22 protein-coding genes are annotated in these 26256 nt (G+C 75.5%); 9 read left to right on the top strand and 13 right to left on the bottom strand.

Annotation, left to right across the window (positions count from 1 at the left end; all coding sequences use genetic code 11):
• Positions 1-5 precede the first annotated feature (5 nt).
• Positions 6-998: a methylmalonyl Co-A mutase-associated GTPase MeaB gene (gene meaB / locus ND486_RS10330; protein ID WP_251784088.1), complete on the top strand. Its 993-nt coding sequence runs from the start codon at positions 6-8 to the stop codon at positions 996-998.
• Between the two features lie 13 nt (positions 999-1011).
• Here meaB and ND486_RS10325 read toward each other — a convergent pair whose 3' ends face one another.
• On the bottom strand, positions 1012-2115 hold the full coding sequence (locus tag ND486_RS10325) for a hypothetical protein (protein WP_251784086.1): 1104 nt from the start codon (positions 2113-2115) through the stop codon (positions 1012-1014).
• 84 nt (positions 2116-2199) lie between these two features.
• On the opposite strand from ND486_RS10325, the gene ND486_RS10320 reads away from it, so the two are divergent.
• Positions 2200-2394, top strand: coding sequence for a hypothetical protein (locus ND486_RS10320; protein ID WP_145983083.1), 195 nt, complete (start codon positions 2200-2202; stop codon positions 2392-2394).
• A gap of 10 nt (positions 2395-2404) precedes the next feature.
• Here ND486_RS10320 and ND486_RS10315 read toward each other — a convergent pair whose 3' ends face one another.
• On the bottom strand, positions 2405-2908 hold the full coding sequence (locus ND486_RS10315; protein ID WP_062397315.1) for a MarR family winged helix-turn-helix transcriptional regulator: 504 nt from the start codon (positions 2906-2908) through the stop codon (positions 2405-2407).
• A 65-nt stretch (positions 2909-2973) separates the two neighbouring features.
• Here ND486_RS10315 and ND486_RS10310 point away from each other — a divergent pair, with 65 nt between their 5' ends.
• Both ND486_RS10310 and ND486_RS10305 read left to right on the top strand, forming a co-directional pair.
• Complete coding sequence (locus ND486_RS10310) at positions 2974-3288, top strand: thiamine-binding protein (RefSeq protein WP_020623304.1); 315 nt, start codon at positions 2974-2976, stop codon at positions 3286-3288.
• The gene (locus tag ND486_RS10305; RefSeq protein WP_251784084.1) at positions 3285-4088 is read left to right on the top strand and encodes an alpha/beta fold hydrolase; all 804 of its coding nucleotides are present in this window, start codon (positions 3285-3287) and stop codon (positions 4086-4088) included. Before ND486_RS10310 ends, ND486_RS10305 begins: the two co-directional genes overlap by 4 nt.
• 163 nt (positions 4089-4251) lie before the next feature.
• Here the strand turns inward: ND486_RS10305 and ND486_RS10300 are convergent, their stop codons facing one another.
• Positions 4252-4497, bottom strand: a complete 246-nt coding sequence (locus ND486_RS10300) for a hypothetical protein (RefSeq protein WP_062397308.1) — start codon at positions 4495-4497, stop codon at positions 4252-4254.
• Between the two features lie 473 nt (positions 4498-4970).
• Here ND486_RS10300 and ND486_RS10295 point away from each other — a divergent pair, with 473 nt between their 5' ends.
• From ND486_RS10295 to ND486_RS10285, 3 genes are all read left to right on the top strand, one after another.
• Complete coding sequence (locus ND486_RS10295) at positions 4971-5918, top strand: tetratricopeptide repeat protein (protein WP_251784082.1); 948 nt, start codon at positions 4971-4973, stop codon at positions 5916-5918.
• Between the two features lie 117 nt (positions 5919-6035).
• Complete coding sequence (locus ND486_RS10290) at positions 6036-7355, top strand: glycosyltransferase family 87 protein (RefSeq protein ID WP_251784080.1); 1320 nt, start codon at positions 6036-6038, stop codon at positions 7353-7355.
• A gap of 43 nt (positions 7356-7398) precedes the next feature.
• A complete protein-coding gene (locus ND486_RS10285; RefSeq protein WP_251784078.1) occupies positions 7399-8655 on the top strand; it encodes an aromatic acid/H+ symport family MFS transporter in 1257 nt (418 codons plus the stop codon).
• Between the two features lie 262 nt (positions 8656-8917).
• On the opposite strand, the gene glgB is transcribed toward ND486_RS10285, so the two are convergent.
• The 6 genes from glgB to ND486_RS10255 form a co-directional block, all read right to left on the bottom strand.
• A complete protein-coding gene (gene glgB / locus ND486_RS10280) occupies positions 8918-11506 on the bottom strand; it encodes a 1,4-alpha-glucan branching protein GlgB (protein WP_251784076.1) in 2589 nt (862 codons plus the stop codon).
• Between the two features lie 87 nt (positions 11507-11593).
• Positions 11594-12694, bottom strand: a complete 1101-nt coding sequence (locus tag ND486_RS10275; RefSeq protein WP_208823512.1) for a glycosyltransferase family 1 protein — start codon at positions 12692-12694, stop codon at positions 11594-11596.
• Positions 12691-13554: an alpha/beta fold hydrolase gene (locus tag ND486_RS10270; protein WP_251784074.1), complete on the bottom strand. Its 864-nt coding sequence runs from the start codon at positions 13552-13554 to the stop codon at positions 12691-12693. The genes ND486_RS10275 and ND486_RS10270 overlap by 4 nt, the downstream gene beginning before the upstream one ends.
• Positions 13551-14798 carry a glycosyltransferase gene (locus tag ND486_RS10265; protein ID WP_224401580.1) on the bottom strand — a complete coding sequence of 416 codons (1248 nt, stop codon included), beginning with the start codon at positions 14796-14798 and terminating at the stop codon, positions 13551-13553. The genes ND486_RS10270 and ND486_RS10265 overlap by 4 nt, the downstream gene beginning before the upstream one ends.
• The gene (locus tag ND486_RS10260) at positions 14786-15433 is read right to left on the bottom strand and encodes a hypothetical protein (protein WP_208823506.1); all 648 of its coding nucleotides are present in this window, start codon (positions 15431-15433) and stop codon (positions 14786-14788) included. Before ND486_RS10260 ends, ND486_RS10265 begins: the two co-directional genes overlap by 13 nt.
• 168 nt (positions 15434-15601) lie before the next feature.
• The gene (locus ND486_RS10255; RefSeq protein ID WP_251784072.1) at positions 15602-16957 is read right to left on the bottom strand and encodes an aminoglycoside phosphotransferase; all 1356 of its coding nucleotides are present in this window, start codon (positions 16955-16957) and stop codon (positions 15602-15604) included.
• Between the two features lie 394 nt (positions 16958-17351).
• Between ND486_RS10255 and treS the strand changes: the two genes are divergently transcribed.
• Entirely contained in the window at positions 17352-19670 is a 2319-nt protein-coding gene (treS, locus tag ND486_RS10250) for a maltose alpha-D-glucosyltransferase (protein WP_251784070.1), read from the top strand.
• An 88-nt stretch (positions 19671-19758) separates the two neighbouring features.
• On the opposite strand, the gene ND486_RS10245 is transcribed toward treS, so the two are convergent.
• Positions 19759-21750, bottom strand: a complete 1992-nt coding sequence (locus ND486_RS10245) for an alpha-1,4-glucan--maltose-1-phosphate maltosyltransferase (RefSeq protein ID WP_251784068.1) — start codon at positions 21748-21750, stop codon at positions 19759-19761.
• 257 nt (positions 21751-22007) lie between these two features.
• Between ND486_RS10245 and glgP the strand changes: the two genes are divergently transcribed.
• Positions 22008-24581 carry an alpha-glucan family phosphorylase gene (gene glgP, locus ND486_RS10240; protein WP_251784066.1) on the top strand — a complete coding sequence of 858 codons (2574 nt, stop codon included), beginning with the start codon at positions 22008-22010 and terminating at the stop codon, positions 24579-24581.
• Here the strand turns inward: glgP and ND486_RS10235 are convergent.
• From ND486_RS10235 to ND486_RS10225, 3 genes are all read right to left on the bottom strand, one after another.
• Complete coding sequence (locus tag ND486_RS10235; protein ID WP_251784064.1) at positions 24578-25237, bottom strand: hypothetical protein; 660 nt, start codon at positions 25235-25237, stop codon at positions 24578-24580. The genes glgP and ND486_RS10235 overlap by 4 nt on opposite strands.
• Positions 25238-25398: 161 nt before the next feature.
• Positions 25399-25902 (bottom strand): hypothetical protein, encoded by a 504-nt coding sequence (locus tag ND486_RS10230; protein WP_251784063.1) that lies wholly within the window; start codon positions 25900-25902, stop codon positions 25399-25401.
• 90 nt (positions 25903-25992) lie between these two features.
• Positions 25993-26220 (bottom strand): zinc ribbon domain-containing protein, encoded by a 228-nt coding sequence (locus ND486_RS10225; protein ID WP_251784060.1) that lies wholly within the window; start codon positions 26218-26220, stop codon positions 25993-25995.
• Positions 26221-26256: the final 36 nt, after the last annotated feature.

Genomic DNA, 26256 nt, shown 5'->3' with positions numbered 1-26256 from the left:
CGACCGTGCCCGGACCGCCGGACCCCCGTGACCTGGTGGAACGCGCCCGCCGCGGCGAACAGCTCGCCGTCGCCCGGCTCATCTCGATGGTGGAGAACGCCGGCCCGCAGCTGCGGGAGGTGTCGGCGGCGCTGTCGCCGCACACCGGGCGCGCGCACGTCGTCGGGCTGACCGGGTCCCCGGGGGTGGGCAAGTCGACGTCGACGTCGGCGCTGGTCACCGAGCTGCGGACGCGCGGACGCCGGGTCGGGGTGCTGGCGGTGGACCCGTCCTCGCCGTTCAGCGGCGGGGCGCTGCTGGGCGACCGGGTGCGGATGGGCGACCACGCCGACGACGACGGCGTCTTCATCCGGTCGATGGCCACCCGCGGGCACCTGGGCGGGCTGTCCTGGGCGACGCCGCAGGCCCTGCGTGTACTCGACGCCGCGGGCTGCGACGTCGTGCTGATCGAGACCGTCGGTGTCGGGCAGTCCGAGGTGGAGATCGTCGGGCTCGCCGACAGCACCGTCGTGCTGCTCGCGCCCGGGATGGGCGACGGCATCCAGGCGGCCAAGGCCGGGATCCTGGAGATCGGCGACGTCTTCGTGGTCAACAAGGCCGACCGCGAGGGGGCCCGCCGCACGGTGCGCGAGCTGCGGAACATGCTGCACCTGCGCACGCCGGACGGTGCCGAGAGGAGCGCAGGCGGAACGAGCATCGGCACCGAGCCGTGGGAGCCGCCGGTGCTCTCGACGGTCGCGTCCCGCTCGGAGGGGATCGGGGCCGTCGCCGACGCCCTCGACGAGCACCTCGCCTGGGCCGAGAAGTCCGGTGAACGGGAACGGCGGCGCCGCGAGCGGGCGCGTCGCGAGATCGAGGGCATCGGGATGGAACAGGTCCGGGCCCGGATGGAACGGGTGCGTGGCGGCGACGCGCTCGACACCCTCACCGAGCGGGTGCTGGGCGGCGAGCTGGACCCGTGGGCCGCCGCCGACGAGCTGCTGGAACAGTCGGGCTGAGCCGGTACCCCGGTCAGGGGGGCGTGGCCCCGGGCAGCGTCGCGAGCCGGTCGAGGACGCGCTGCGACCCGCTGCGCAGGGCGAGTGCCCGGGCCCGGGCGTGGGCGGCCCGCGCGGCGGGGCCGTCGCCGTCGCGCAGGGCGGTGAGCACCTCGTCCAGGGCGAGGTCGGTGCGCTCGCGGACCGGCCTCTGCGGCGGGCCGTCGGCGACGGTGAGCCACGCGGGGGCGGTGTGGACGTCGACGGTCGGGCAGGGCCCGGGGTCGGCCCGCCCGGTCTCGCCACTGTGCCCGGTCTCGCCGCTGTGCCCGGCCTCGTCCCCGGGAGCTGCCTCCCCGGGCCCGGCGGCGCCCGTCGAGGTGGCCGCGCGCCGTCCGGTGGAGCCGTGCGGTCCGGCCGGATCCGGAGCGCCGTCCTGCGCGTCGACGGCCGGCAGCTCGGCCAGCAGCCGCTCCCGCCGGTGCCGGGCCTCGTCCGCGGTCCCCGGGTCACCGGCTCGCAGGGCGGCGGACTCCGCCTCGACGTAGGCCGCCCACGCCCGGTCCGGGGCGGCACGGTCGCGTTCCTGGTCCCCGAGCCGCAGCGCGGCCGCGGCGAGCAGCCCGGTGAGCGCCCGCACCCGGCGCGGGTCCCGCGCGTGCGCGGCCGGCTCGCGCAGCTGGGCGACCACGGCGGCCACCGCGTCGTGGGCGGCGGCCGTGCCCAGCCGGTCGTCCAGCGCGGTGGTGGCGGCCCACTGGGCGCGCAGCAGGTCCAGCTCCTCCTCCCCGACGGCGGCGGCCCGCTCCAGCGCCGCACGCAGCCGCGCCGCCCCGTCGAGGGGGTCCGGCCCGGTCGCGTCGGAGAGGCCGAGCCCGGCGGGGGTGCTGTCGTACAGCTCGGCCAGGAGCGCGCGGTGCGCGGCGTCCGGGACGGCGTGGTCGTTCTCCCAGCGCGACAGCTGGGTCTTCAGGCTCGCGGCCCGCGCGGTGCCGCCGCTCCCGGCGACGAGCGCGGCCAGCGCGCGGGCCGCCTCGGACTGGGACCAGCCCCGCCGGTCGCGCGCCGCCCGCAGCGCCGCGCCGGTACCGGGCCGGGCGGGGGAGGGCCGGTCGGTGGAGGGCGGTGGAGCGTGCACGCGACCGATTCTGTCGGTGCCCCGTCGTAGGGTCAACACCGTTGACGCAACCCGCGTCACCACCATCCCCGAATCCTCCGGAGCGTGCCCGTGGACCTCATCGACTACCTGGCGTGCGTGGGTCTGTCCGGCCTCAGCGGAGCGCTGGCCGGGCGGGCCGCGGTGCGGCGGATGCTGTGGCCCCGGCCGCCCCGCGGATCGGTGATGCGCAGCTGGCGCGGCCCGGGACACGGCGGTCCGCCACCGGGCGGGCCGCGACGGCGGAGACGGGCCGGCTGAGGTGCGGGGGTCAGGCGAAGTCGCCGGCGGCGCGGCGCACCGAGCGCAGCAGCGCGGTCAGCTGCTCCTCCTCGGCCGGGTCCAGCCCGGACAGGCCGAAGTCGATGCCGGTCACCGCGGCCGTGGCCTTCTCCAGCCGGGCGCGTCCCTCGGTGGTCAGCTCGACCAGGGTGGCGCGGCGGTCGGTGGGGTGCGGCATCCGCCGGACGAGGTCGTCGCCCTGCAGCCGGTCGACGATGTTGGTCACGCTCGTCGGGTGCAGCTGCAGGCGCTCGCCCATCACCCGCATCGGGAGGCTGCCGCGGCGCGCGAAGTCCAGCAGCACCAGGGCCTCGTAGCGGGCGAAGGTCAGCCCGTGCGGCCGCAGCGCCGCGTCGACGGCGGAGAGCAGGATCTGCTGCACCCGCATCACGCTGGTGACCGTCGCCATCGTGCGCGCGGGGCCGACCCGCTCCTCCCAGAGCTCGGCCGCACGCTGGATCGGGTCGAAGGGGAGCGACCCGCGGGATGCCATGGCCCGACGCTAGCAAGTGCCGTGACCGGATCCGTTCCGTATGCCGGGCGTGGCACGGTGTCGGCATGCTCTTCGCCTTCAGCATCGCCCCGTCCGGATCGGACTCCGGGGACGGCAGCGTCGGTGCGGCCGTCGCCGAGGCCGTCCGGGTGGTCCGCGAGTCCGGCCTGCCGAACGAGACCACCTCGATGTTCACCACGATCGAGTCCGAGACCTGGGACGAGGGGATGGCGGTGGTCAAGCGCGCCGTCGAGGCCGTCACCGCCGTGTCGCCGCGGGTCAGCCTGGTCCTCAAGGCCGACATCCGGCCCGGGTACCGGGGGCAGCTGCAGGCCAAGGTGGAGCGGGTCGAGGAGCACCTGCGCGGGGGCGGCGCGTGAGCGCCCCGGCCGGACCGGGGGCCGGGGGACCCGGTCCGGCACGGGTCGTGCTGGTCCACGGCGCCTGGCACCGCGGGGTGTCGTGGGCGCCGGTGACCGAGGCACTGGCGGCCCGGGGTGTGGCGGCGGTCGCGCCGGACCTCCCGTCCGACGAGCCGGGGGTCGGCCACGCCGAGCTCGTCGGCGCGGTCCTGTCCGGGGCCGGCGACGGGCCGGGCGGACCCGGTCACCGGGGCGACGGTCCGCCGCTCGTGCTGGTCGGCCACTCGCTCGGCGGCCTCGTGGCCACCGCGGCCGCCGGCCGGATCGCCGACCGCGTCCGGGCGCTGGTCCTGGTCGCGGCGCTCGTCCCCGAGCCGGGTCGTCCCTACCGGGACCGGATGCGTGCCGAGCGCGACCTGATGGTCGCCGGCTACGACGCGGAGGTCCGTCGCGGCCCGGGGGTCAGCACGTACTGGCCGGACGCACGGACCGTCGCCGACGGGCTCTACCGGGGCGTCGCCGACGAGCTCGACGCGGCGGGACGCGACGGGCGGGCCGTGGTCGCGGACGCGGCGGCGGAGCTGCGCCCGCAGGACTGGTCGCTGCTCGCCGAGCCGTGCCCGGTGTCGTCGTGGCCCGCGGTGCCGACGGTGTCGGTGGTGTGCGCGGAGGACCGGGTCGTCAGCCCCGTCGCGGGACGGCGGGAGGCGGACCGGGTCGGCGCGCGGCTCGTGGAGCTCGCGGGCGGGCACTTCCCGATGCTCACCCGGCCGGAGGAGACGGCGGAGCTGCTGGCCGGGCTCGCCGCGCCGGCCTGACGACGGGCCCTGCCGGCCGACGCGCACCGGGGCGGGGCCACCGGAGCGCCGGTGGCCGGGACGACGACGGCCGGTGACGGGAGACCCGTCACCGGCCGTCGGGCGTCCGGACCGGGTCCGGAGGCCGTGTCGTCGTCGCGGCGTACCGCGAGGAGAGCCGTCGTCAGCCCGCCATGATCGTCGAGAAGTAGTACACGCCGGCGAGGATGCCGACGAAGCTGACGGTCATGCCGATCTGGGCGAGCTTGGCCATGCCCGGCTTGCGGTAGGCGAGGAAGCCGGTGACCAGGCCCGCGGCACCCAGGATCCAGGCGGCGATCGGGACGAGGAACGCGGCGATCGCGATGATGCCCAGCGCCAGCGACGCGTAGGCCAGGGTCGGCTTGTCGGTCGTCTGCATGTTGCTCATCGGGTTGGAGCCCTCCGTTGTGCGCCGGGGTGCCGGCGGTCGTTCTGTCGGGGAAGGGGACCGCGGGGTGGGGCAACCGGGGGAACGCCCCGCCGCGGTCACGCAGAGTCAGCATCGAGTCCCTGCAGGGTGTTCAACGAGTGACGACGCCCGGTGTTGCTCCGCCGGTCCGGTGATCGTGGGAGCGCCGTCGTCCCCGCCGTCGGCCGTGCGGCCCGGTACCGGGGCCGGGCCGGCGACCGAACGGCGCAGGGGCGGCCGGACGGAGCAGCGTCGTCCGGGGTGGGGAGGGGGCGGGCCGGGAGCGGACGAGGGCCCGAGCCGGCGAGGGGATGACGCCGACCGGCCGGTGGCGCACGCGTCGCGCGGGGGCGCGTGTCACCGGGCGGGGCGTGTCACGCCGGACACCCGGACGTGCCAGGATGGACGGCGTGTCTCGCCCAGATCCTCGTCAGGCGGCCCAGCGTGCGGCGATGTCCTCGGCCATGGCCGGGGCGGTCGACCTCTCCGGGCTGAAGGCCCGTGCCGATGCGGCGAACCGTCCCGCCCCGTCCGGCGGTGCCGCGGGTGGTCCGCCCGCGCCCGGCGGGGGCGACGGCTCCTGGGTCGTCGACGCGACCGAGCAGGGCTTCCAGAACGAGGTCCTCGAGCCGTCGCTGCAGGTCCCGGTCGTCGTCGAGCTGTGGGCCAGCCGCTACCCGCGCGAGGAGCAGCTGTCGGCGGAGCTGGAGCGGCTCGCCTCGACCGGCGGCGGCGCCTGGCGCCTGGCCCGGGTCGACATCGACACCCAGCCCCGGGTCGCCCAGGCCTTCGGCGTGCAGCAGGTCCCGATGCTGGTCGTGCTCGTCGGCGGTCAGCCGGTCGACGCGGTCAACGGCGCGATCCCCGAGGACCGGGTCGCCGAGTGGGTGACGTCCCTGCTCGACGCGCTGCGCGACCGGATGCCCGCCATCGCCGAGGGGGAGCGCCGGGCGGCCGCGGCCGGTTCGGACGAGCCCGTCGAGGAGCCCGAGGACCCGCGCTTCACCGCCGCCGAGGACGCCCTGGAACAGGGTGACTACGCCGCCGCCGAGGCCGCCTACACCGCGATCCTCGACACCGAGCCCGCCAACGAGCAGGCGAAGGCGGCGCTGGCGCAGGTCCGCTTCCTCGCCCGCGCCGAGCAGGCCGACCCGTCGTCGATCGAGCGGGCCGACGCCGCGCCCGACGACGTCGACGCCCAGCTCGCCGCGGCCGACGCCGAGCTGGCCGCCGACCGGGTCGAGGCCGCCTTCACCCGGCTGGTCGGCACCGTCGCCCGGACCGGGGGCGAGGACCGTGACCGGGCCCGCGGGCACCTCGTCGGGCTCTTCGAGCTCTTCCCGGCCGACGACCCGCGGGTCGCCACGGCCCGGCGCGCGCTCGCCCGCGCCCTGTTCTGAGCCGGACCCCGCCCCGATGACCCACCGGCCGCCGGAGGTCCGCCTGCGGACCCCGCGGCCGCCGGATCCGGTGCCCACGAGGACCGGGTCGGCATCGGCCGGTCGGCGGGACACGCGGTGACCGCGGACCTCCGGTCGGGCCCCGCCGCGGCGGACCCCGTGCGGACGGGGTGGACCGGGCGGACGGCGCGGCGGGCGCTCGCGGTGCGCGACGCCGTGCACCGCCTCGCCCGGCCGGTGGCGCCGGTCGTCGCCGTCGCCGCGCTGGTGACCGCGGCACTGCTGTTCCTGCTGGGCGGCCCGCCGTTGCTGCGCTGGATCCCGGCGACCGACATCGCGCGGATGCACGTCGACTTCGACACCTTCCGCGCCTCGGCGTACGCGCTGGTCCGGCACGGCCCGGGCAGCGCCGCGATCTACGACACCGGCGCCCGCCTGCACAACCTCAACCCGCCGCTGCTGTCGGTGCTGCTCGCGCCGCTGGCCCTGCTCGACCCGGTCACCGGCTACCGGCTGCTGACGGCGCTGTCGGTGCTGCTCGTCGCCGGGTCGGTGCTGCTGGTCTGCCGGGAGCTGCGGCTGGGCCGCCGCTGGACGACCGGCGCGCTCGTGGTGGTGCTGGCGTCGTCGCCGCTGCACGGGACGCTGCTGCTGGGCCAGATCTATCCGCTGCTGCTGGCCGGGCTGACCGCGGGCTGGGTCGCCGAACGTCGCGGGCACCCGCTGCTGGCCGCCGCCTGCTACGGCGTGACGGTCGCCCTCAAGCCCTCGCTCGCGCCGGTGCTGCTGCTCCCCGCCGTGCAGGCCCGGTGGCGGCCGTTCGCGGCCGGGATCGCCGCCGCGGCGGTCGCGACGCTCGTCGGCGTCGCCGTCGCCGGGTGGCCGACGGCGTTCCAGTGGCTGGCGATGGCGCTGGCCGAGCCGGTCGGCCCCACCCCGGACAACGCGTCGCTCCCGGGCCAGGCGCTGCGCTGGGGGATCCCGACCGTCGTCGGGACCCTCGTGGGCGCGGGGGTCGCGGTCGGCACGCTCGTCCACCTCGGGCGGCGTACCCGCCGGTACGGAGCGGGCCCGGCCGCGGGCACCGACCCGGGCGGGACGGCGCTGTTCGCGGTGCTCGCCACCGGTCTGCTGGCCGCGCCGATCGCCTGGCACAACTACCTGCTGCTGCTCGTGCCCGGGCTGCTGGCGCTCGTCGCGTCCGGGGAGGCGGGGGACACCCGCCGCCGGGTCGTCGTCGCGGTCGGGTGTCTCGCCGTCGTCCCGGTGAGCTGGTCGGACCTGTGGGCCGACGGCGGCTGGGCGACCCCGCTCGGGCGGGCGCTCTACACGGCGGTGCTCCTGGTGACCTGGTGGTCGCTGCTGCGTCCGGCGACCGGACCGGTTCCCGGCGGGTCCTTCCGCTCTGCGGAAGAGTCGGCCCGCGCACCGGCCTGACGGTCCAGACTCCGCGCCACCCGAGACGCAAGGAGGCTCCCGGATGGCGCAGACGTCACGGCCCGACCCCGCCCGCGGACCCACCACCGCCCCCGACGCCGTCCGCCACGGGGGCTGGGTGGCCCCACTGTGCTGGGCGGCGGTGGCGCTCGAGGGCTTCGACCTGGTGGTGCTCGGCGTCGTGCTGCCGTCGCTGCTGGAGGAGCCCGCCTGGGGCCTGACCCCGGCGACGGCGTCGCTGGTGTCCACCGCCGGGCTGCTCGGTGTGATGGCCGGCGCCCTCTCGGCGGGCCCGCTCGCCGACCTCGTCGGACGGCGCCGGGCGATGCTGGCGACCGTCGTCGCGTTCTCCGTGCTGACGCTGCTGTGTGCGGTCGCGACCGGTCCGTGGACGTTCGGCGCGCTGCGCTTCCTGGCCGGGCTCGGCCTGGGCGGGGTGCTGCCGGTGGCGCTGGCGATGGTGAACGAGCACAGCAGGCCCGGGCGCGGCGGCAGCGCGACCACGACCCTGATGACCGGCTACCACGTCGGCGCCGTCGCGACCTCGCTGCTCGGGATCCTGGTCATCCCGGTCTGGGGCTGGCGGCCCATGTTCGTGCTCGGCGCGCTCCCGGCGATCGTGCTGGTCCCGCTGCTGGCCCGGTACCTGCCGGACACGCTGCCCGCCGAGGCCCGCGCGACGGCCGCACCGGCCGGGCCGCGGTCGCGCAACCCGGTCGCCCAGCTCGTCCGCGACGGCTACCTGCGCTCGTCGGTGGCGTTCTGGGTCGCCTCGTTCATGGGGCTGCTGCTGGTCTACGGCCTCAACACCTGGCTGCCGCAGATCATGCGGGTCGCCGGGTACGGGCTCGACGCGGCGCTGGCCCAGCTGCTCGTACTGAACGTCGGCGCGATCGTCGGTCTGCTCGTCGCGGGCCGGGTCGCCGACCGGATCGGGCTGCGCACGGCGACGGTCGGCTGGTTCGCCGCGGGCGCGGTCTTCCTGGCGCTGCTCGCGGTGCCGCTGCCCGGCGGCGGGATCTACGTCAGCGTCCTGCTCGCGGGCGTGTTCGTGTTCAGCTCGCAGGTGCTCGTCTACGCGTTCGTCAGCCGGCACTACCCGGACCACGCCCGGGCCTCGGCGCTCGGGGCGGCCAGCGGGATCGGCCGGCTCGGCGCGATCTGCGGGCCGCTCCTCGGCGGTGTGCTGCTCACCGCGGGCCTCGCCTACCCGTGGGGCTTCTTCGCGTTCGGGGCGGTCGCCGCGCTGGGGGCCCTGGCGGTACTGGCGGTACCCGGCGACCGGCGCGTGACGGGGTGAGCCGATGGCACGCGTGTGGATCGGCCCCGACGACGAACCGTCCCGCAGGTCGCCGGCACGGGGCGACCGTCCGCCGGCGGACGACACGGTGACGCGACGACCGGGCCCGGTGCGGCCGACCCCGGCCGCCCCCGACCGCTCCGGTGCGGAGGTGCGCCACACCCGCCACCGCGCCGACCCGTACCGGACCGGCGGGGGACCCCGCACGACCGACCGCTGACCGCGACCGGCCCGGCGAGGGGCCGGTCGCGGTCAGCGGAGCTCAGTCGCCGGCGGTGGTCCCGGTGTCCGACGCGCCCGTCCCGGAGCTCCCGTTGACGAACGTGCCGGTGCGCACCGCCCGGACACCGACGGTGCCGGGCGCGGGCGCGACCGAGGTGGAGACCGGATCGGCGCCCGGGACGTCCTGTGAGTCGTCCGGCCCCGGGTCGACGAGGCCGGCCGGGTCCGCCGGGGCGGCGGAGACCCGCAGGTCGTCGTCCGGGGTCACCGGTGCCTCGACGTCGGTGTCCTCCGGCTCGTCGGGCAGCGCGGCGGCGGGCAGCGGCCGAGGGACCGTCGCGGCCGGGGCCGCCTCCTGCGCCGGGGCGGACAGCACCGGGCCGCCGGTCTCCTCCGGCACGAGCCACAGCACACCCGACGGCGGGAGCCGCAGCACCGCCGACGCGGGCTGGCCGTGCCACATGACCTGCTCGCCCCTGACCCGCCCGAGGTTGCCCACCCCGGACCCGCCGTAGGCCGACGCGTCGGTGTTGACGACCTCGGTCCAGTTCCCGGCGAACGGCAGCCCCACCCGGTAGTCCTCGCGGGGGGAGCCGGAGAAGTTCGCGACGCAGGCCAGCACGGTGGCGCGGCCCTCGGCGTCGACGCCGTGGCGCAGGAACGAGAACACGTTGCCCTGCGCGTCGTTGGCGTCGATCCAGCCGAAGCCGTCCGGGGTGGTGTCGCGCGACCACAGCGCGGACTGCGCGCGGTAGGTCCGGTTCAGGTCCCCGACGAGGGTGGTGATCCCGCCGTGCAGCGGGTCGTCGCTCTGCAGGTGCCAGTCCAGCGACCGCTGCTCGGACCACTCGCGCAGTTGCCCGAACTCGCCGCCCATGAACAGCAGCTGCTTGCCCGGGTGCGCCCACATGTAGGCCAGCAGTGCGCGGACCCCGGCGGCCTTGTTCCAGTCGTCGCCGGGCATCCGGGTCCACAGCGACCCCTTGCCGTGCACGACCTCGTCGTGGCTGATCGGCAGCACGTAGTTCTCGCTGAACGCGTACATCAGCGAGAAGGTCATCTGGTTGTGGTGGTAGCTGCGGTGGATGGGGTCGCGCCCGGTGTAGTCGAGCGTGTCGTGCATCCAGCCCATGTTCCACTTGAGCCCGAACCCGAGACCGCCCATGTAGGTGGGCCGGGTGACGCCCGGCCAGGCGGTGGACTCCTCGGCGATCGTGACGACACCCGGGTGCTCCCGGTAGACGGTCGCGTTCATCTCCTGCAGGAACGCCACCGCGTCGAGGTTCTCCCGGCCACCGTGGACGTTGGGCAGCCACTGGCCGTCGGCGCGGGAGTAGTCCAGGTAGAGCATCGAGGCGACGGCGTCGACGCGCAGGCCGTCGATGTGGAACGACTCGAGCCAGTACAGCGCGTTCGCGACGAGGAAGTTGCGGACCTCGTTGCGGCCGAAGTCGAACACGAGCGTGCCCCAGTCGGGCTGCTCGCCGCGGCGCGGGTCGGCGTGCTCGTAGCAGGCCGTGCCGTCGAAGCGGGCCAGCGCCCACTCGTCGCGCGGGAAGTGCGCGGGCACCCAGTCGACGATCACGCCGTAGCCCGCGCGGTGCAGCCGGTCGACGAAGTACCGGAAGTCGTCGGGCGTGCCGAACCGCGAGGTCGGGGCGAAGTACGAGGTCACCTGGTAGCCCCAGGACCCGCCGAACGGGTGCTCGGCCACCGGCAGCAGCTCGACGTGGGTGAACCCGGTGGTGTCCAGGTAGGCCACCAGCCGCTCGGCGATCTCCCGGTAGTCCAGCCCCGGCACCCAGGAGCCGAGGTGCATCTCGTAGACGCTCATCGGTTCCGCGTGCGGGCGGCGCCGGGCGCGGTCGGCCATCCACGCGTCGTCGGTCCACTCGTGGACGTCGCGGGTCACGACCGACGCCGTCTGCGGCGGGATCTCGGTGGCGAAGGCCATCGGGTCGGCCTTGTCCCGCCACCGGCCGTCGGGGCCCAGGATGCGGAACTTGTAGCGGTCGCCGACGCCGACGCCGGGCAGGAACACCTCCCAGACGCCGGAGCTGCCCAGCGAGCGCATCGGCAGCGCCCAACCGGCCCAGCCGTCGAAGTCACCGGTGACCCGCACACCGCGGGCGTTCGGCGCCCAGACGGCGAAGCTGGTCCCGGCGACCGGGCCGGAGGGGGTGTCGTAGTCCCGGACGTGTGCGCCGAGGACGTCCCACAGGCGTTCGTGCCGTCCCTCGCCGATGAGGTGCAGGTCCATGTCGCCGAGCGTCGGCAGCCAGCGGTACGGGTCGTCGACCGTCTGCTCGGTCGTGCCGCCGGCGCCGTCGCCGTAGGTCACGAGCAGCCGGTAGTCGCCGCCGGAGCCGGGGACGAGGCCGGAGAACAGTCCGGCGTCGTGCACCCTGGTCAGCTCGCAGGCCTGCGCGCGGTCACCGTTGGGCAGCACCGCCACCGAGACGGCGTGCGGCCGCAGGACACGGACCACGGTGCCGTCGACGTGCGGATGCGCGCCGAGCACCGAGTGGGGGTCGTGGTGGGCACCGCCCAGGAGCCGGTCGGTCGTCGCCTGGTCCGGTGCGTACGCATCGGTCTCGGAGCGGGTCGCTCGGGTCTCCTCGGAGGTCACTGCGGAACCGTACTGCGGGTGACGAACGTCCGCCGCGCGCGGTCGCACAGTGTTGCCGGATCGCAGTCGAGCGTGAGCGGGGCCGCGTCATCCCCGCCCGCGCCGGCGCCGGTGACGGGCCAGCGCCCGTTCCAGGACCGCCTGCAGCGCGCCGGCGGCGCCGTCCCAGGTCTGCTCGGCGGCCCGGGCGCGCACCGCGTCGGAGCGCTGCGTCCACGTCGTGTCCAGCGCGCGCACGGCGGCGGCGAACCCGGCGTCGTCGCCCGGCGCGACGAACACCCCGGCGTCGCCCGCGACCTCGCGGAAGGCCGGGATGTCGGTGACGACGACGGGGCAGCCCCGCGCCATGGCCTCCAGCACCGGGAGGCCGAACCCCTCGTCGCGGGAGGCGGAGACCAGCGCGGTGGCGCCGTCGAGCAGGGCGCGGTAGCCGTCGTCGTCGACGCCGTCGTGGAACACCGGCCGGGCCGGCGCGGCGAGCCGCTCCAGCTCCGCGCGCACCCCGGGCGGGACGGGGGAGACCAGGTGGAGCTCGTGGCCGGGCAGCCGGGCCGCGGCCCGGGCCAGGGTCGCGACGTCCTTGTAGGGCATGAACGACCCGGCGTAGACGATCCGGTTCCCCGGCGGCCGGGACCGCGTCGGCGTGCCGGGCGGCAGGTGGAAGTCGGTGGCGTCCGGGACGACGGCGACCTCGCGCCGGGACAGCCGGTGCGCCGCGACCAGGCCCGCGGTCGCGCCGGACACGCACGCGACGGCGTCGGCGCCGGCGAGCAGCAGCCGCTGCGGCCACCACGACAGGTGGTAGGCCCGCCACACGGCCCGCACCGTCGCGGGCAGCCACGGCGGCGGCGCCGGGTGCCGGTAGTAGATGAGGTCGTGCACGGTGAGCACCACCGCGTAGCGGCGCCCGAGCGTGCCCATCGTCTGCATCGGGCTGAAGACGACCGCATCGGGTGACCCGGCGACGATCCGGTTCACCCGCCGCGCGACCAGCGGCTCCCCGGCCCCGGTCGGGGCGGGCAGGGTGTGCGCGGGCCGGTCGGGCAGCCCGTCGCGCTGGCGCGGGTCGGACACCAGCAGCTCCACCGGGGCGATCCGGTCCAGCGCGCGGACCAGCCCGGTGGTGTAGCGGCCGATGCCGTCCGGGCGTCCGGGACGGATGTAGCGGCAGTCGACGAGCACCCTCACCGCGCCACGAAACCCCGGATCTCGCGGGCCGCCCACGCCGGGGCCTCGTAGTGCACGAGGTGGCCGGTGCGCGGCAGCAGGACCAGCCGGGCGTCGGGGAAGGCGGCGGCGAGCGCGTGCTGCCCGGCCGGTGGGGCGACCCGGTCGCGGGCCCCGGCCAGCAGCAGTGTCGGCACCGTGATCCGGGGCGCCCAGGGCCGCACCGAGCCGGAACCGGCGGCGCGGAGGCACTCCAGCAGCGACGCCGTCGTGGCGAAGGTGCCGAAGTGGGCGCGGTGCTCGTCGGCGATCCAGTGACGCAGCAGCGGGTCGCGGGTGGTGGTCATGGAGACGGTCGCGGCGTCGGCGAGCAGCCGGTGGCGCAGCAGGTCGTCGAGGCCGAGCCGGGCGGCACCGGAGTGCAGCAGCGCGGTGGCGGCCGTCCCGAGGCCGGTGACGCCGCCGGCGCCCGAGGCGGGCTCGGCGATCGGGTTGACCAGGACCAGCGCCCGCGGGGTGGTCGCGGCGGCGGCGCAGACGGCTGCGGCCACGATCGACCCGAACGAGTGCCCCAGGAGCACCGTGTCCGGGCCGAGGTCGGCGAGCAGCGCCGAGGCCCAGCGGGCGTAGCCGTCGACGTCGTGGGTGCGGTCGGTGAACGGCGGCGACGCCCCGAACCCGGGCAGGTCCGGCACGACGACGCGGTACCCGGCCAGTCGCGACGCCAGCGGCGCGAGCCCGTGGTGGCTGCCGCGCAGCCCGTGCAGCGCCAGCACCGGCGCCCCGTCCGGGTCCCCGAGGGTGTGGACGACGGTGGGCGCGCCGTCGACGACGTGCACGGGAGAAGCCACCGCGAGGGCGGGCGCCGGCGTCGCGGTCACCGCCGGGTGTCCGCGTGCCGGCGGGCGCGGCGCGCCGAGCGGAACGCGCGCACCGGCACGACCGGGCGGGCCTTCGTCCGGTACAGCTCCTCGAAGGTGTCCACCGTGGCCGCCAGTGAGTGCTCGGAGGCGATCTGCAGGCTCGCGGCCCCCAGCTCGGCCGCGCCGTCGGGGTCGTCGAGCACCCGGGCCAGCCGGTCGGCGAGCGCGGCGACGTCGCCGTGCGGGTAGCGCCAGCCGTTCACCCCGGGGCGGGCCAGGTGCGGCAGCGCACCCGCGTCGACGGCGACGACCGGCTTCCCGGTCGCCATCGCCTCCAGTGTCACCAGGCTCTGCAGCTCGGCGGTGCCGGCGTTCACGAACACGTCCAGGGCCGGGTAGACGTCGGGGATCTCGTCGTCGGTGAGCCGGCCGGTGAAGGTGACCGCGTGCTCCAGGTGCTCGGCGCGGACCAGGGCGCCCAGCCGGGCCCGCTCCTCGCCGTCGCCGACGACGACCAGCTGCGCGTCGGGTACGGCACCGGCGCGCAGCAGCGCGGTGGCGCGGACCAGCTCGTCGACGTGCTTCTCCCGGTCCAGCCGCCCGACGAAGCCGACCAGCGGCACGCCCTCGGCGATGCCGTGCCGGGCGCGGAACGCGGGCCCGCGACCGGTGGTGTCGGGCCGGAAGCGGCCCAGGTCCAGGCCGTTGGACACGGGCAGCACCGGGCCGGGGACGCCGCCCTGCTCGGCCATCGACGCGGCCAGCGGGGTGGGCGCGGTGACCAGTCCGGCCCGGCTGAGCACGCGCACCGCGTCCCACCAGAACAGCTTCTTGAGCCCGGACTCCGGCAGGTGCAGGAAGCTGATCGCCGGGATGATGTTCTCCGGGATCATGTGCGTGGTCGCCATCGACGGGATCCCGAGGTCGGCGGCCGCGGTGAGCAGCATCCGGCCCAGCACCATGTGGCTCTGCACGTGCACGACGTCGGGCCGGACCCGGCGCAGGATCGCGCGGCAGGTCCGGCGCAGCCCGGGCGGCGGGCAGAGCCGGAAGTCCGGCGGCTTGGGGACGCGGCAGGAGCGGACCCGGTGTTCGGTCACCGGCCCGACCCGGCGCGGCGGGAGGCTGCGCAGGCCGCGCGACGGTGCGACCACGTGCACCTCGTGCCCACGGGCGGCGAGCTCGGCCGCCAGCCGCTGTCCGGCGTAGCTGGCCCCGTTGACGTCCGGTGCCCAGGTGTCGGCCCCGATCAGGACGCGCACACGTTCTCCTTCCGCGAGGTCCTGGCACGCACCCACAGCGCGCGCCCGGCCACGAGCACCAGGCCCACGCCCAGCCCCACCGCCACGATGATCCACGGCCGGTCGGCCAGCTCCGCGGCGAACCGGCCCCCGACCACCCAGCCGATCCCGACCAGCAGTGCCGAACGCACCGCCGTCAGCGGGACCACCCAGGCCACGAACCGCCGGTACGACACCCCGGCCAGGCCGATGGCCAGGAACGCGGGGATCGCGCCGACGTCCACCAGTTTCGCGCCCAGCACCAACCGGCCCGGACGGCCCCCCACCTTCGCGCGCAGTGCGTCCCAGCGACGCTCGGTCAGACCCAGCCGGACCAGCAGCGGAGCGACGGCCGGGCGGCGCCCGCCGCGGCCGAGGACGTAGAAGGCGGTGTCGGCGACGACGTCGGCGGCGAACGCCACCAGCCACACCACCCACCAGTCGAGCAGCCCGGCGCCCGCGAGCGAGCCCGCGACGACGCTGACGACCGGCCCCTCCACCAGCACACCGAGGAAGAGCACGGCCAGCGTCACGCCGAGCGTGGGCCCGTCGGGGCGCTGGACGAGGCCCAGGACGCCGTCCAGACCGTCCACACCGAGCAGACCGGCCGGGGTCACGACAGGTCCTCGGGCCGGGCGGGGGGTGGTCGTCTCACGGTGGGTGTCCTCCTGGTCGGGGAGGATTCCACGATCCCGCGCCGGGCCGCCCGGGGAGTCGGGCGTCGCCCCGGCGTCGACGGCGGGAAGGTCCGGTGACCACCGGGTGTCGCCGACGGCCCGGACGTGCTACGCGGTACCGCGCGCGATCGCGGTGAGCGGGATCGGCAGCCAGGTCGGACGGCTGCGGGTCTCGTAGAGCACCTGGTAGACGGCCTTGTCCAGCTCGTAGGCGCGCAGCAGCGCGGCGTGCGCGCGCGGGTCCTCACCGGCGCGGGCGGCGTAGCCGGCGCAGAACGCGTCACGGTTCGCGGCCGACCAGTCGTGAGCGAGGCGTGCCTCGGCGGTGTCCGAACCGAGACCTGCCCCGGGCGTGTCGGACCGGGTCAGCAGGTGGTGGAAGGCGGCGTAGTCGAAGGAGAACAGCATCCCGACGACGTCGCGCACCGCGGAGTCCGGCGCGCGCCGCTCCTCGGGCGAGGCGGCCGGCTCGCCCTCGAAGTCGATGACCAGCCAGCGGCCGTCCGGGCGGCGCAGCGTCTGCCCGAGGTGCAGGTCGCCGTGCACCCGCTGCACGACGACGGGCGCGCCCAGCGCGGCCACCTCGTCGTAGACGGCGCGGATCGCGGGCACGTGCGGGGCGAGCACCGGCACCTGGTCGGCGACCTCGGCGCACCGCCGGGTCCAGTACGCCGCCAGCTCGCGCGGGTCGGCCTCGGAGGTGCCGAGCTCGGCGCGCAGCGCGACGTGCACGTCGGCGAGCGCCTCACCGAGCGCGCGGGCGTCGCCGGTGAAGTCGGTCCGGTCGCGGACGGCCGCGGTCGCCCGCTCCCAGCCGTCGTGCGAGCCGGCCGCGAACTCCTGCAGCAGCGCGAAGGTGGCGGGCTCGCCGTCGAGGACACCCTCGATCCCGCCCTGCAGCGCCGCGACCGACGTCGACCCGGCCGCGCGCAGCGCCCGGTGCAGCTCCAGGTCGGGGTTCAGACCGGGGGACAGGCGCCGGTAGACCTTGAGGATGGAGCGCTCGCCCCAGCGGACGGAGGTGTTGGACTGCTCGGCGTCGACGACGCGGCCGGTCTCGGTCAGCGGCAGGTCCGCGCCCGGCTCGGGCACGAACGACAGGGCACCGACGGTCGCGCCCTCGGCGATCAGCCGCAGCAGCAGCGCGGTGACGCGCCCGTCGTGCAGGCCGTCGTAGAGGACCTGCCCGTCGTGGTCGCCGATCGGGGCGGCCCCGGCCGGGGCGTGCGGGGCGCGGGCCAGGAGCAGCTGGTAGTGCCGGTCCGGACCGTCGGCGAAGGACACCGCGAGGACCAGCACCTCGAGCCCGGTGACACCCTCGGTGGCGGGCAGCGGGTGCCGCGACGCGACGGCGACGCCGGTCAGCGGGCGCCCCTTCTCGGCGAACCAGCGACGCCCGGGCAGCCAGTCACGCAACAGGCCCGGGAGCGCCGTCAGGTCCTCGGAAGCTCCGGTCGGCCGCACGCGTCGTCCCCCTCCTGCCGGGCGTCCGCCCGGCCTGTGAACACCACCGCGGACCGGTCGCGGCCACCGCCCGCACCACGTCGGGGTACCGGTCGGTGCCACCCGGGCCCGCAGGCGAAAACCCTAACCGGGACAGGCCGACCCGGCCGGGTCAGGAGGTCGGGTGGGCGGTACTGTCCGTGTCGGATCGACCACCCGTTGGTCACGGGCGGTGATCACGCTTCTGCCCGGCATCCCCGTGCCGGGAAACCCATACTGGACGTGGTGCCCGCGGGTACCCCGCGACGGTGCGCACGCGCCCGCGTGCGGATCGCCGTCGCAGGGCGCACCGTGGGCCGGACATGCCCAGAACCTGCCCTGACCTGCCCCCCACAGCGACCGGAGGACCGGCGGCGTGACCGAGCGAGAGCCGAAGGCCGACATCCCCCCGACGATCCCGGAGACCCAGGCCCGGATCGCACCGGCCGATCCGCTCGCCGCCGTCGAACCGGTGCCCGCCGAGGCCGAGCACGTCCCGGAGCCACCGGACGTGAACTTCGCCGAGTACTACCACGAGGCGCGTCCGCGCACGCTGCGTCACCGCGCCCGGGTGCGGTCCACGGTGCGGCGCCGGTCGGTGTCGCAGGACGGCCCGGCATCGGGGGAGAACCCGGTCTACGTGTCGTGGCTGCTGTCCCAGTCGATGCTCGGCCACGCCGACGAGCTGGCCCGCCAGTTCTCCGGGCAGGGCTCGATGTGGCAGAACCCCTACGCCAGCCCCGGCCCGCGGCACGCGGTCGAGACGGCGTCGGTGTGGTTCACCGCCTACCCGATCTCGCTGATCACCGCCTCCGGCGAGTCGTTCCTGGCGGCCCTGGGCGACGAGGCGCTGTGGCAGGCGTTCGAGACGATCGGCATCGAGGGTGTCCACACCGGGCCGGTGAAGAAGGCGGGCGGACTCTCGGGCTGGCAGCCCACCCCGAGCGTCGACGGGCACTTCGACCGCATCTCCAACGAGCTCGACCCGGCCTTCGGCACCGAGGACGAGTTCCGCGCGATGTGCGCGACCGCCACCTGGCACGGCGGCACGATCATCGACGACATCGTCCCCGGCCACACCGGCAAGGGCCCGGACTTCCGGCTCGCCGAGCTCGCCTACGGCGACTACCCGGGCATCTACCACATGGTCGAGATCGAGCAGTCCGACTGGGGGATGCTGCCGGACGTGCCGCCGGGGAAGGACTCGGCCAACCTCGACGCCGCGACCGAGGAGGCACTGGAGAAGGCCGGCTACATCGTCGGCCGGCTGCAGCGGGTCATCTTCTACCGCGAGGGCGTGAAGGAGACCAACTGGTCGGCGACCGGCGAGGTCACCGGCGTCGACGGCGTCGTGCGGCGCTGGGTGTACCTGCACTACTTCAAGGACGGCCAGCCGTCGGTCAACTGGCTGGACCCGACCTTCGCGGGCATGCGGATGGTCATCGGCGACGCCCTGCACTCGCTGGCCGACCTCGGCTCGGGTGCGCTGCGCCTGGACGCGAACGGCTTCCTCGGCGTGGAGAAGGCGGGCTCCGGGAACCCCGGCTGGTCCGAGGGGCACCCGCTGTCGGAGGCCGCGAACCACCTCATCGCGAGCATGGTGCGCAAGGTCGGCGGGTTCACCTTCCAGGAGCTGAACCTGACCGTCGACGACATCAAGGTCACCTCCGAGGCGGGCGCGGACCTGTCCTACGACTTCATCAACCGCCCCGCCTACCACCACGCGCTCGCGACCTCCGACACCGAGTTCCTGCGGCTGACCCTGCGCACCGCGCTGGATCTGGGCGTCGACCCGGCGTCGCTGGTGCACGCGCTGCAGAACCACGACGAGCTGACCTACGAGCTCGTGCACTGGACCGCGGGCCACACCGACGAGCTCTTCCACTTCCGCGGCGAGGACATGCGCGGCGGGGATCTGGCCGACACGATCCGCCGCGACCTGTGCGACGTCCTCACCGGACCGGACGCGCCGTACAACCTGATCTTCACGACGAACGGGATCGCCTGCACCACCGCGACCGTCATCGCCGCCTCGCTCGGCATCTCCGCGCTCGACGACATCGGCCCCGACGACGTCGAGCGCATCCGGCGGGTGCACCTGCTGCTGGTCATGTTCAACGCCTTCCAGCCCGGGGTGTTCGCGCTGTCGGGCTGGGACCTGCTGGGCATGCTGACGCTGCCGCCGGACTCGGTCTCGGACCTGCTGAACTCCGGGGACACCCGGTGGATCTCGCGGCCGGCGCACGACCTGATGGGGCACCGGCCGGACGCCGAGCGGTCCTCGTCGGGGATGCCCCGCGGGCGCAGCCTCTACGGGTCGCTGCCCGACCAGCTGACCGACGAGACCAGCTTCGTCCGCCAGATGCAGGCGATCCTGGCCGTGCGCAAGCGCTCCGGGGTGGCGACGGCCCGCCAGGTCGACGTGCCGGACGTGTCGCACCGCGGCCTGCTGGTGATGGTGCACCTGCTCGACGACGACCGGACCAGCGTGACCGTCCTGAACTTCGCCGACGAGCAGGTGGACGCGTTCGTGCGGTCCGAGCACCTGGCGCCGGGCGCGACGGTCACCGACCTGTTCTCCGGCGAGACCGTCGGCACCGTCGACGACCTCAACGGGTTCCGGATCGGGATGGCCCCGTTCCGGGCGACCGCCGTGGTCCTGGAGCCCCCGGCGGACGACGCCGACGAGGACTGAGCGTCCACACCCGTCCGCCGCCGTCCACACCCGTCGCGACGGGTGTGGACGCCCGGCAGGGGGTGTGGACGGCGGCGGCCGGGGCGGGTCAGAGCAGCGGGGCCTGCGCGGGCAGCGTGATCACGTGCGCGACGTGGTCGGTCGGGACCAGCCGCACGAAGTTGTACTCGCCCCAGCGGTAGGTCTCGCCCGACACCTCGTCGTGCACCTCGACGACGTCGGTGTACCGCAGCCCCAGCGCCGGCATGTCCAGCTTCAGGGTGCCCTGCTGCGGGGCCGCCGGGTCCAGCGTGCAGACCACGAGCACCTGGTCACCGGTGGACGGGTCCAGCTTCGAGTACGCGATGATGTTCGTGTTGTCCACCTCGTGGAAGTGGATCTCGCGCAGCTGCTGGAGCGCCGGGTGGGCGCGGCGGATCTCGTTGAGCCGGGTCATGTACGGCTCCAGCGAGCGCCCCTGGTTCAGGGCGGACTCGAAGTCCCGCGGACGCAGCTCGTACTTCTCCGAGTCCAGGTACTCCTCGCTGCCCGGCTTGACCGGGGTGCCCTCGTACAGCTCGAAGCCGGAATAGACGCCCCAGGTGGGCGACATCGTCGCGGCCAGGGTCGCCCGGATCGCGAACATCGCCGGGCCGCCGGTCTGCAACGACTCGTGGAGGATGTCCGGGGTGTTGGTGAACAGGTTGGGGCGGCACTCGTCGGCGTGCTCGGCGTGCATCGTCGCGAAGTCGGCGAGCTCCTCGGCCTCGGTCCGCCACGTGAAGTACGTGTAGGACTGGGTGAAGCCCAGCCGTGCCAGCCCGAACAGCCGGGCCGGGCGGGTGAACGCCTCGGCCAGGAACAGCACCTCCGGGTGGGTCCGCTTGACCTCCCAGATCAGCCAGTGCCAGAAGTTCGGCGGCTTGGTGTGCGGGTTGTCGACCCGGAAGATCGTCACCCCGTGCTCGACCCACTTCAGCACCACGCGCAGGCACTCGGCGTAGATGCCGGCCGGGTCGCGGTCGAAGTTCAGCGGGTAGATGTCCTGGTAGCGCTTCGGGGGGTTCTCCGCGTAGGCGATCGTCCCGTCCGGGCGCACGGTGAACCACTCCGGGTGCTCGGTGACCCAGGGGTGGTCGGGCGCGCACTGCAGCGCCAGGTCGAGCGCGATCTCCATGCCGAGCTCGTTCGCCCGCGCGACGAACGCGTCGAAGTCGTCGAAGTCGCCCAGCTCCGGGTCGATCGCGTCGTGCCCGCCCGCGGCGGAGCCGATCGCCCACGGGGAGCCGACGTCGCCCGGCTCGGCACGGGTGGAGTTGTTGCGGCCCTTGCGGTGCACCGTGCCGACCGGGTGGATCGGCGGCAGGTAGACGACGTCGAAGCCCATCCGCGCGACGCGGTCGAGCTCCTTCGACGACGTCGCGAACGTGCCGTGCACCGGGCGGCCGGTCTCGTCGCGCCCGCCGGTGGAGCGGGGGAAGAACTCGTACCAGGACCCGTAGAGCGCGCGGGGCCGGTCGACGAAGATCGTCCGCTCCGGGCCGCGGGTGATGAGCTCCCGGACGGGACGCTCGACCATGATCGCGACGACGGCGTCGAACAGGGCGGGGGCGACCCGCGCGCGCAGCGGCAGCGCGGTGTCCCGCAGCGTGTTCGCGGCGCCGAGCAGCAGGTCGCGGCTGTCCTTCTCGGCCGGGCGACGCCCCACCCTGGCGAGCAGCCGGGCGCCGACCTCGAGGTCGTTGGCCAGCTCCTCGGCCGTCTGGCCCGCGGCGATCTTCTTCTCCACGCCCGAGCGCCAGGTCGCCCACGGGTCGCTCCACGCGTCGACGCGGAAGGTCCAGCGACCCTCGGCGTCGGGGCGGACCCAGGCCACGAAGCGGTCGGTGCCCACCCCGTCGGGCTGCATCCGCACGTACTGCGCGTCGCCCGGCGTCCCGTCGGCCGACAGCGGGGTGAACACGACGTTCGCCGCGACGGCGTCGTGTCCCTCCCGCCACACGGTCGCCCGGATCGGGACGACCTCGCCGACCACGGCCTTGGCCGGGTCTCCGCTCTCCACGAACGGGGTCACGTCGTCGATTCCGAGCCGACCGGTCATCGGCTGCACCCCCAGGAAATTGTCACCGTCGGTAGAAGTCCCACCAGAGTCGAGACGGTCAGTCTGACGCCGCCACGTCACCTGTCGCCACACCCGCGGGACCATCGGCGTGAACGGATCGGAACGGATGTGGACGGAACCGATTCGACGTGCACGGACCCACCGGTCCCGCGGCAGTGCGACCCTACCGGTGGGACCCCGTCCCGGCCGGGCGGGACACCGCGTGCGTGTCGGGGTTCCCGGCTACCCTCGCGGCCGTGAGAGCCCTCCGTCGTTTCACCGTCCGTGCCCAGCTTCCCGCTCCGCTCGCGCCGCTGCAGACACTGGCGACGAACCTGCGGTGGACCTGGCACGCGCCGACCCGGGACCTGTTCGCCTCCCTCGACCCCGCCGCCTGGGACGCGAGCGGGCAGGACCCGGTCCGCCTGCTCGGCGAGATCCCCACCGGGCGGCTCGCCGAGCTCGCCGCGGACGACGCGGTCGCCGCCGAGGTCGCCGAGCGGGCCGCGGAGCTGGAGACCTACCTGTCCGAGCCGCGCTGGTACGACGAGGCCGACGGCGCCGGCAGGCCGTCGGCCGTCGCCTACTTCTCGATGGAGTTCGGCGTCTCGGAGGTGCTGCCCAACTACTCCGGCGGTCTCGGCGTGCTCGCCGGCGACCACCTGAAGGCCGCCTCGGACCTGGGCGTCCCGCTCGTCGCGGTGGGGCTGCTGTACCGGTCGGGGTACTTCCGTCAGTCCCTGTCGCTCGACGGCTGGCAGCTCGAGCACTACCCGGCGATCGACCCGCAGGGGTTGCCGCTGCAGCTGCTCACCGACGCCTCCGGCGAGCCGGAGCTCGTCGAGGTCGCGATGCCGGGGGACCGCACGCTGCACGCGCGGATCTGGCAGGCCGCGGTCGGGCGGGTCCCGCTGCTGCTGCTCGACACCGACATCGAGGAGAACGCCGGTTCCGAGGGCGGGGCCGACCTGCGCGGGGTCACCGACCGGCTCTACGGCGGCGACCAGAACCACCGCATCCAGCAGGAGATCCTGATCGGTGTCGGCGGTGTCCGCGCGGTCCGCGCGTTCTGCCGGCTCACCGGGCACCCGACGCCGGAGGTCTTCCACACCAACGAGGGCCACGCCGGGTTCCTCGGCTGCGAGCGGATCCGCGAGCTGTGCACCGGCTCGGCGGTGTCGTCCAACGGCGCGGGACCGGCGACGGCGTCCGCGTCGTCCGGCGGGCTGGACTTCGACGAGGCGCTCGCCGCCGTCCGCGCGGGCACGGTGTTCACCACCCACACCCCGGTGCCCGCCGGGATCGACCGGTTCGGCCTGGACCTCGTGCGGCACTACCTCACCGACCGGCTGCTGCCGGGCCTGCCGACCGACCGGCTCCTCGCGCTCGGCGCCGAGGAGGATCCGGAGACGTTCAACATGGCGCACATGGGTCTGCGCCTGGCCCAGCGCGCCAACGGTGTCTCCCGGCTGCACGGGACGGTGTCGCGGGAGATGTTCGGCGGGCTGTGGGCCGGGTTCGACCGCGAGGAGGTGCCGATCGGCTCGGTCACCAACGGCGTGCACGGCCCCACCTGGGAGGCCCACCAGGTCACCGAGCTGCTCGGGGAGCCCGGCAGCAGCACCGCCGAGGTGTCCGACGCCGACGTGTGGGGCCTGCGCAACACGCTGCGGTCCCGGCTGGTCGACGAGGTCCGCCGCCGGGTGCGCGCCGCGTGGCTGGAGCGGGGCGCGTCCGAGCCGGAGCTGGGCTGGACCGACCACGTCTTCGACCGCGACGTGCTCACCGTCGGCTTCGCCCGCCGGGTCCCGACCTACAAGCGGCTCACGCTGATGCTGCGCGACGCCGACCGGCTCCGCAGCCTGCTGCTCGACCCGCACCGGCCGGTGCAGCTCGTCGTCGCGGGGAAGTCGCACCCCGCCGACGACGGCGGCAAGGCGCTCATCCAACAGATCGTGCGCTTCGCCGACGACGCCGGCGTGCGCCACCGCATCGTCTTCCTGCCCGACTACGACATGTCGATGGCCCGCTACCTCTACTGGGGCTGCGACGTCTGGCTGAACAACCCGCTGCGCCCGCTGGAGGCCTGCGGCACCTCCGGCATGAAGTCCGCGCTCAACGGCGGGCTGAACCTGTCCATCCGCGACGGCTGGTGGGACGAGTTCTACGACGGCGCCAACGGCTGGGCCATCCCCACCGCCGACGGCGTCGAGGACCCGACCCGGCGTGACGACCTCGAGGCCAACGCCCTCTACGAGCTCATCGCCACCCAGGTCGGCCCGGCGTTCTACGACCGCGTCGACGGCGTCCCGCACCGCTGGGTCGAGATGGTCCGCCACACCCTCGCCACCCTGCGGCCGAAGGTGCAGGCCACCCGGATGGTGCGGGAGTACGTGCAGGACTGGTACACCCCGGCCGCCCGCGCCGCCGCGGACGCGGCCGCGTCGGACTACGCCGTCGCCCGGGACATCGCGCAGTTCCGGGCCCGGCTGAACAAGGCGTGGAACCACGTCCGGATCACCGGTGTGGACGCGTCCGGGCTGCCCGACACCCCGGTCGTGGGGTCGCCGATGACGGTCCGGGCGGGGGTGGACCTGGCCGGGCTGGACCCGTCGGACGTGACGGTCGAGGCCGTCGTCGGACGGGTCGACTCCTCCGACGAGCTGGCGGACCCGGTGACCGTCGCGATGGAGCACCGCGGCGACGGGTCCTGGGAGGTCGCCGTGCCGCTGCCGCACGCGGGGCTGACCGGGTACACGGTGCGGGTGCTGCCGCACCACCCGCACCTGGCGTCCTCGGTCGAGCTGGGGCGGATCGTCCTGGCGGGCTAGCGCAGCGTGGTCCGGCTCGTGGTGTGCTCACCCCGCGGGGCGACGGTGGTCAGCGCGAGCTCCCGCGGTCCCGGGGGCAGCGCGCCGACCACGATGTCCCGGGTGGTGGCGTCGCCGCCGCAGGTGCCCGACCAGAGCACCCGGCCGGCCGTCGCGAGCGTGCAGGGCCCGGAGACGTACGGGTCGACCGGGGCCTCGCGGTCGGCGCGCACGTGCACGGTGCCGTCGGCGGCGCGGGCCGCGGTGATCGACATCGTGAGGGCGCACGGGGCCTGCTCGCCGAACGTGGTGAGGACGGCGGGCCCCGGCTCGGACCGGCTCTCGTCGACGTCGCGGGTCACCGCGCGCACCGACACCGTGAACGGCGCGAGGCAGTAGTCGCCGTACACCGGTGCGCTGGTGGTGGTCTCGGTCGAGGCGGAGTGGAGGACGCCGCCCGCGTGGTCGCGGACCTCGACGTCGTAGTGGGTGCGCAGGGCGCCCTCGTTCCGGACGGGCGGCGACCAGGACACCTGCAGGCCGAGGCCGCGGGCGCCGCCGCCGGGCACGGGGGAGACCTGCAGGGCCTGCACCGGGCCGGGCGCCGGGAGCGCCTCGGCCGGCGGCGACGGCGGGGCGGGGGTCGCCGCCGTCGTGAGCAGGGCGGTGGTGGCCACGGCGGCGACGGCGGTGGCGGCACGGAGGAGACGGGGGAGCGCTCGGGGCACGTGGACTCCAGTTCCACGGGGACAGATGCACTCGGCGTATCGGAGCAGTGATGAGCTACGTCACACGATGGAGCAGGATACGCCCGTTCGGCCTAGCAACGGTGGGGCGGTCAGTCGCCGCAGACGGGCAGCGGGGTGTGGGCACCGGGGACCTCGCCGTGCTGGGGGAAGTACCAGGTCAGCGTGCGGTAGGCCGGGCGCCCGGCGCAGGTGCCCGGGTCGGCCGCGACCACCGTCGCCCGTTCCCGGGTCGCGGCGGCGAGCGGCTGCCCGGGGGCGGCGTAGGCCGCCGTCCCGGTGCCGGTGGCGGTCGGGCCGCCCCAGCTCTGCCACGTCAGGTCCTCGACGATGCCGGTGGAGCTCGCCCCGCCGAGGTCGACCAGCGACGGCTGCGCGGTCCCGAGACCGCGGGCCTGCGGCCGGTCCGGGCTGCCGAGCACGATCGTCACCGGCGGCCCGGTGCCGGTCGACGCGGAGTCCGACGGTGCGGCGACGTCGGACGCGCTCGGGCCCGCCGCGGTCTCCGCGCCGCGGGTCGGGGCGAGCGGGGAGGGAACCGCACAGCCCGCGCCCAGGACACCGACCAGCAGGACGGCCGGGAGTACGAGCGCCACACGCGGGGCCGTCCGTGACGTCCCACCGCCCGCCGGACCACCGCCCGCCGGACCGCGGTCCGAGGGGGCGGGACCCGTCGTCGGCACGGGTCAGCCGCCGCAGCACCCGCCGCCGCAGCAGCCCCCGCCGCCACCGGCCGGGGCCATCGCGGGCCGGGGCGCGGCACCGGACCGGCCGCCGAGCGCGATCGTCGAGAGCAGCTTGACGGTGTCCGCGTGCCCGTGCGGGCAGTCCGCCGGGTCCGCCGACGCGGCCATCGGCCGGTCGACCTCGAACGTCGTGGCGCACTCGCGGCAGCGGAACTCGTAGCGCGGCATGCGCGGAGCCTACGCCGCCCGGCCCGCCGGACCCAG

This window comes from Pseudonocardia sp. DR1-2, from assembly GCF_023717215.1.
Taxonomy (GTDB): domain Bacteria; phylum Actinomycetota; class Actinomycetes; order Mycobacteriales; family Pseudonocardiaceae; genus Pseudonocardia; species Pseudonocardia alni.
The sequence above is the reverse complement of the archived record's forward strand: the minus strand, read 5'-3'. Positions and strand labels throughout refer to the sequence as shown.

What these genes read in the sequence shown, in the direction of transcription:
- ND486_RS10315 (WP_062397315.1), bottom strand. Translation starts at nt 2,908, where the DNA reads ATGGCATCCCGCGGGTCGCTCCCCTTCGACCCGATCCAGCGTGCGGCC.
- ND486_RS10310 (WP_020623304.1), top strand. Translation starts at nt 2,974, where the DNA reads ATGCTCTTCGCCTTCAGCATCGCCCCGTCCGGATCGGACTCCGGGGAC.
- ND486_RS10245 (WP_251784068.1), bottom strand. Translation starts at nt 21,750, where the DNA reads ATGACCGGTCGGCTCGGAATCGACGACGTGACCCCGTTCGTGGAGAGC.
- ND486_RS10300 (WP_062397308.1), bottom strand. Translation starts at nt 4,497, where the DNA reads ATGAGCAACATGCAGACGACCGACAAGCCGACCCTGGCCTACGCGTCG.
- ND486_RS10285 (WP_251784078.1), top strand. Translation starts at nt 7,399, where the DNA reads ATGGCGCAGACGTCACGGCCCGACCCCGCCCGCGGACCCACCACCGCC.
- ND486_RS10225 (WP_251784060.1), bottom strand. Translation starts at nt 26,220, where the DNA reads ATGCCGCGCTACGAGTTCCGCTGCCGCGAGTGCGCCACGACGTTCGAG.
- ND486_RS10295 (WP_251784082.1), top strand. Translation starts at nt 4,971, where the DNA reads ATGTCCTCGGCCATGGCCGGGGCGGTCGACCTCTCCGGGCTGAAGGCC.